The organism is Nonomuraea sp. KM90 (assembly GCF_052246675.1).
Lineage (GTDB): Bacteria > Actinomycetota > Actinomycetes > Streptosporangiales > Streptosporangiaceae > Nonomuraea.
In genome coordinates this window covers 1-5,477 of the sequence record NZ_JBQQCB010000264.1, presented here as the reverse complement: position 1 = coordinate 5,477, position 5,477 = coordinate 1, and the positions used below count along the sequence as shown (strand labels likewise).

The window sequence follows — 5,477 nt, the reverse complement described above, 5'->3', positions numbered from 1 at the left end:
GGCACGAGCACGCCCACGGCGATGACGGTCACCTTCATGACCTCGCCGATGCCCAGCCAGAGGATCAGCAGCGGCATCAGGGCCAGCGACGGGACGGCCCGCTTGATCTGGACGGGGCCGTCGATGATCGCCTCGCCCCAGCGGCTGAGGCCGGAGACGAGGGCGAGCGCGAGGCCGAGCGGCACGCCGATGGCCAGGCCCAGCGCGACCCTGCCCACCGAGGTCAGCAGGTTGTCCGGCAGGCGGCCGGTGCCGGTCAGCTCGGCGGCGGTGGTGATCACTGTCCAGGGGGCGGACAGGAAGCGGGGATCGAGCAGGCCGGTGGCCGAGGCGGCCGTCCAGAGGGCGAGGAGCAGGAGCGGGCCCAGCAGGAAGCCGAGCTTGATCGGGCGGCCGGGTCTGAGGCGGCGGCGGGCGCGTACGCGGGCGGGGGTCGCGGGACGGGCGTCGAGCAGCGTCATCGGGCATCACCCTTCGCGGGCCGGCGGTCCTTCGCGGGCCGGCGGTCCTTCGCGGGCCGGTGGTCCAGCGGCGGCGTCATTGGGCGCCGTCCTTGATCGCCTCCGCGCCCACGGCCTGGTAGCGCAGGTCGTACAGGTCCTCGGCCTTCAGCGGCGGGTTCCCGGTCTCGGCGGCCAGGATGTCGATGGTCTCCTGGTGCCGGGCGATGGCCTGCGACCAGTCGGCCGGGATGTCGGGCTCGCCGGCCAGGTCGACGAGGTACTGCCCGTCGGCGGCGGTGAGGCCCTGGTCCTTCACGTAGTAGCCCTCGATCCACTCCTTGGGGTGCTCGTGGACCCAGCGCGCGGCGCGGGCCCAGGCCGCGACGTACTCGCGGATGGCGGCGGCCTTGGCCGGGTCGCGGAGCGTGGCCGTGCGGACGTAGAGGTGGCCGGGGTCGTCGCGCAGCCCGTGGCGGATGGTCGTGGCGCCGTCCCGGCCGAACTTGGCGGTGTAGCGCTTGATGTTGACGCCGCCGATCGGCGCCACGTCCACCTGCTTGGAGGCCAGCGCGTTGGGGTAGACGTCGCCGGTGCTCGGCAGCTCGACGAAGGTGACGTCGCCCTTGGTGAGCCCGGCCTTCTCGAGCACCTTGAGCACCAGCGCGCCCTGGGCCTGGCCCGGGCTGTAGGCGATCTTCTTGCCGCGCAGGTCGGCCAGGGTCCGCACGCTCACGCCCGGGGCGATGCCGAGCTCGTACGTGGGGTGCTCGATCGGGTCCTTGCGGAACCTGGACGCGACGATCTTCACGGGCAGGCCGGTCCAGGTGGCGTGGATGGCCGGGATCTCGGCGACCGCGCCGACGTCCAGCGCGTCGGCCCGGAACGCCTCGCTGGTCTGCGGGCCGCCGCTGAGGTTGGCCCACTCGACGGTGAACGAGAACTTGTCGATCTCGCCGGAGAGCTGGAGCGCCACCTTGGTCTGGGGATCTCCGACGATCAGCTTGGTGCCCTCGGGCACGGCGGTGGGCAGCGGCGCGTCGGCCGCCAGGCCGCCCTCGGTCGCGCTCTCGCCGGGCCGGGCGGCGCAGGCGGTCACGGCCAGCAGGGCGAGCACGGCGAGTGCCGCTCTCTTCGGGGTCTTGGAGGGAGGAGGCATGTGGCTGGTCCTCTGGTCGTCGCGGGGACCCGGGCTCATGACCTCGAAGTTACGAGCCCCGCCCGACTAAGTCAACATTTCCTACCAGATATACATGATTTACTGCTGGGTAGGCTGTGGCGGTGCTCAACGTGGTGGAGTGGACCAGGCTGGAGCCGTGGAGGGTCGCCCGTGCCCGCACCGACCGCGACGAGTCGGTGATCGTCAAGTGGATGGGGCCCCATGCCGCCGCGACACACAGCGAAGGGTGGCGGCTGCGTACGGAGGTGGCCGCGCTCAGGTTCCTGGCGGAGGATCTCGGGGCTCGCCTGGCCCCGCGCGTGCTGGCCGAGGATCTGCCGGGCGGGCGGGTGGCGGGCGCTGGAGGATCTCGCTCCCCGTACGGCGCTGGACGGGCTGCTGCGCCGCGACGGGGCGGGGGCGCACGCGGAGCGGCTGGCCGCGTTCGCCCGGATCCGCGGTGAGCTGGGCGCGCTCACCGCCGGTCACGCGGAGACGTACTACCGGCGCCGGAGCCTGCTCGGGCCGGTCGATCCGGCCGCCGACCGGCTCGGCCGTGTCCACAGGCTGGAGCGGGTGCCGCACGCCGAGCAGCTGGGGGTGCCGGTCAGCGGCGGGGTGGCGCGGGAGCTGGGGCTGGCGCGGGCGGAGCTGGCGGATCCGGGGCCGTTCCTCGTGCTGAGCAACGGCGATCCGGAGGCGAACAACGTGCTGGTGCACGGGAGCGGGCCGGCCGACGCGCGGCTGATCGACTTCGAGTTCGCCGGCTTCACCCACGCCCTGCACGACGCGGTCTGCCTGCACGTGCCGGGCCCGGCCTGGCTGTCGGTCCGGCCGCCGGGTGAGGTCTACCGGCGGGCGCTGGCGACCGGGGTCCCGGAGGCGGAGGGCGAGCGGCGCTACGGCCTGGGGCTGGCGGCGGCGTGCGTGTCGTGGGCGCTGGCCCGTCTGTCGCGCCTGCCGGCGCTGGACGGCCGACCGGCGGGAGACGACAGCCGGGCGCAGCTGGTCGCGACCCTGGAGGCCGCCGCCGGCACCGCCGACGACCACCGGTCCCTGCCCCGGCTGGCCGGGCTGTGCCGCCGGCTGGCCGCGGCCCTGCGCCGGCGCTGGCCCGACGCGGACCTCGACTTCACCGCGCTGCCCCCGTACGCGCCACGCCGCCGCTAGTCACTCGGCCGCCGGTGGGACGTTCCCCCAGTACTCGTGCAGCGCGCTGATCCGTTCCCCGCGCACCCGCACGGTTGCCGCCGTCCCTGTGGAAGCTCGCCCATTCCGCGATCGCCCCAGGAGACCGCGTCCGACGAGGCGCGCGCCGGGACGGCCGGCAGGGCCGCACCCGCCAGGCCGCCCGCGGCGGCGACGCCGAACAGGGCCCGCCGCGATCCCGGAGACGAAGGCTCGCTCATCAGGATGCCCTCGCTGTCGATCAGGTGGCGCCATCAGAGCAAGCCCGGCCGAAAAGCCGTGTAATGGTCTCCGGGGCGGTGGCGGGCCCCGGATCAGCCGGCGTGGAGGCGATGGAAGTCGTCCAGGCTCTGGCGGTAGAAGGCCAGGTCGTTCTCCAGCTTCGCCCTGGTGAAGCGGCCCGGGTCGGCGTCGCGGGCCGACCTGCCCATCTCCGTCCAGAACGCCTCCGGAGGCAGCTCGGCGGCGCCCTCCGGGAGGAACTTCAGCGCCTCGGCCATGGCGTCGGCGGCGAAGCTCCAGTCCGTGGCGACGGCGTCGAACCGCTCGGGGTCCGACGGGTCGGCCGCGTAGAACAGCCCTCCCTCCAGGGCCCTGCTCGCGTACGTGGCGCCGACCAGGACCCACTGGCCCGGGTCGAGCAGCTCCGACAGGCCCGTGCCGAACGTGGCGCCCTCGTGCTTGGCCGCGTCCTCGGCCTCGTACGGGACGAGCACCTCGACACCGCCGGCGCGCACCAGCCAGCCGTCCCGCTCGTCCGTCACCTCCGCCCGCCCCGAGCCGCCGGAGGCGGTCAGGTCGAGGTGCACGTACGCCTCCACGAGGGAGCGCGCCAGGCCGCGCTCAGGCATGCCGCGCCGCCAGGTCCCGGTAGGTGTCGCGGACGATCAGCAGCCGGTCGAGCTGGAACCTGCCGGGCTCGGCCGCCCGCACCTCCTGCCCCCGCTGCGACCAGAACCCGTCGTCGGGCACCTCGTTCGCGCCCGGCGGGATGAACTTGACGACCTCCTCGACGGCCGCGCTCGCCACCGCCAGCGTGCGGCGGGCCTCGGCCTCGTCGTCCACCGGCACGTTGCCCGCCGTCAGATCGGCCACCCACAGCCACTCCCCCGCGTCGAGGAGCTGCGACGGCTCACCGCCCCCGAACGTCGGGTAGCCCGCGGGCATCACCGGGCGCTCCGGCAGCCCGAACAGGTATTCGCGCGGGCTGCCGCACTCCCCGCAGGTGCCGGCGTAGCGGTTGGCCAGCGCGCCATCGGCGCTGACCAGGCCGCTGTCCCAGGTCGTGTCGACCGAGCCGCACGCGCACGGGTGCAGGTCGAGGTAGAGATGCGCCTCATCCCTCGTCCGTGCTACCGCGAAGGTCATAACCGTCCTCTCCTCGGGGCTTCCCATCATGCCCACCCGTCCTGCCCGCTCGCCCTGCCCGCTCGCCCTGCCCGCTCGCCCTGCCCGCTTGCCCTGCTGCTCGTCCTGCCCCGCCCATCATGCCCGCACGGTGCGGGAGCGCGCCCGGAGGCCGCACCCGCACGGGCCGTCCTCGGGGCACCGGCACTCCTCCTCCGGCGGCAGCAGCCCGGTGCCGCCGCTGAGGGCGCGCATGCGGTCCCAGTACGCGTGCCGGGTCCCGGGGCGCGAGCCGTCGAGCAGCTTGGCCAGGTCGGCGGCGAGGGGCGCGGGGACGAGCCCGGCGGGGGCGGCGGTGGCCAGATCGTGCAGCACGCCCAGCCGTCCCGGCCGCTGAGCGGCGGTGGCCGACCGAACCTGACGCACGGCCTCGTGCAGCTCGGCCAGCCTCCGATGCTCCTCGACCGCCACACCCCGCACCCGGGCGACGGCGGCCGCGGCCTCCGCGGCGGCCGCACGCTCATTCGCACCGATCGTGCGCCGGGCATCCACCTGGTACGTCAGCACGCCCTGGTCGGCAACGGGCCCGGTGGGGGTGGGGCGGATGTCCACGGGGATGGGCGGGTGGCCGGGGACCTCGATGTCCAGCAGGCCCGGGCCGTAGGTGCGGACGCGCGCGCCCATGAGCGCCGCGCCCCGCTCGACGGCCTTGGCGGCGGCGATCTCCGGCAGCGCCGCGGGGCCGCGCAGCGCGGCGACGTGCTCGGGGGCGAGCTCGCCCGCCCGGGCCAGCGCCACCAGCCTGGCCGCCGGCCCGGGCTGCCCGTCCGCCAGCCCTGCCCGCTCGACCTCGGCCCGCAGCATCGAGGCGAGTGTGGGCGTGGCGCCGCCCCCGCCGTTCAGGGCGGAGGCCGCCGGGCGCGATGGCGTCGTCTCACCGTTCAGCGCTGAGGCGAGGGACCCGGGCTGGGGCGGCTCGCCGTTCAGGGCGGAGGCCGCCGGGCGCGATGGCGTCGTCTCACCGTTCAGCGCTGAGGCGAGGGACCCGGGCTGGGGCGGCTCGCCGTTCAGGGCGGAGGCGAGGGACCGGCGGTGGTTCGGGGCGGCGTGGGTCTGCGCGATGGCGGTGATCAGGCCGCGAAGCCGGGCGAGCGTCGCCGCGTCCTGGGCCCCGAGCCTCGGCGCGCCATCCGTGCCCGGGCTCGCGGCGTGTCCCGCCACCTCGGCGGCGACGGCGATCATCGCCTGGGGACCGCCGCCGGGCGGCATCTCCAGCACGAGCCGGTCGCGAGCACGGGACCGTACGGTGACCTCGGCCGCGCCCGGTGCGGGCACGACCTCCA

At 75.4% G+C, this 5,477-nt stretch carries 6 protein-coding genes; 1 reads left to right on the top strand and 5 read right to left on the bottom strand.

All coding sequences use genetic code 11. The annotated features are described in order from the left end of the window. Both ACTWPW_RS62760 and ACTWPW_RS62755 read right to left on the bottom strand, forming a co-directional pair. Nucleotides 1–461, bottom strand: a 461-nt coding sequence (locus tag ACTWPW_RS62760) for an ABC transporter permease (protein WP_443174809.1), incomplete at its 3' end; no start/stop codon positions are given. Nucleotides 462–537: 76 nt separating this feature from the next. Further along, complete coding sequence (locus tag ACTWPW_RS62755; RefSeq protein ID WP_443174808.1) at nt 538–1,638, bottom strand: ABC transporter substrate-binding protein; 1,101 nt, start codon at nt 1,636–1,638, stop codon at nt 538–540. Between the two features lie 183 nt (nt 1,639–1,821). On the opposite strand from ACTWPW_RS62755, the gene ACTWPW_RS62750 reads away from it, so the two are divergent. Beyond that, entirely contained in the window at nt 1,822–2,769 is a 948-nt protein-coding gene (locus ACTWPW_RS62750) for a phosphotransferase family protein (protein WP_443174807.1), read from the top strand. A gap of 332 nt (nt 2,770–3,101) precedes the next feature. On the opposite strand, the gene ACTWPW_RS62745 is transcribed toward ACTWPW_RS62750, so the two are convergent. The 3 genes from ACTWPW_RS62745 to ACTWPW_RS62735 form a co-directional block, all read right to left on the bottom strand. Continuing rightward, entirely contained in the window at nt 3,102–3,638 is a 537-nt protein-coding gene (locus ACTWPW_RS62745) for a hypothetical protein (RefSeq protein WP_443174806.1), read from the bottom strand. Beyond that, complete coding sequence (locus ACTWPW_RS62740) at nt 3,631–4,155, bottom strand: hypothetical protein (RefSeq protein ID WP_443174805.1); 525 nt, start codon at nt 4,153–4,155, stop codon at nt 3,631–3,633. Before ACTWPW_RS62740 ends, ACTWPW_RS62745 begins: the two co-directional genes overlap by 8 nt. Before the next feature lie 117 nt (nt 4,156–4,272). Next, nucleotides 4,273–5,477, bottom strand: a 1,205-nt coding sequence (locus ACTWPW_RS62735) for a hypothetical protein (protein ID WP_443174804.1), incomplete at its 5' end; no start/stop codon positions are given.

Coding starts and splice junctions, on each gene's coding strand:
- ACTWPW_RS62755 (WP_443174808.1), bottom strand. CDS start 1,638: ATGAGCCCGGGTCCCCGCGACGACCAGAGGACCAGCCACATGCCTCCT.
- ACTWPW_RS62750 (WP_443174807.1), top strand. CDS start 1,822: ATGCCGCCGCGACACACAGCGAAGGGTGGCGGCTGCGTACGGAGGTGG.
- ACTWPW_RS62745 (WP_443174806.1), bottom strand. CDS start 3,638: ATGCCTGAGCGCGGCCTGGCGCGCTCCCTCGTGGAGGCGTACGTGCAC.
- ACTWPW_RS62740 (WP_443174805.1), bottom strand. CDS start 4,155: ATGACCTTCGCGGTAGCACGGACGAGGGATGAGGCGCATCTCTACCTC.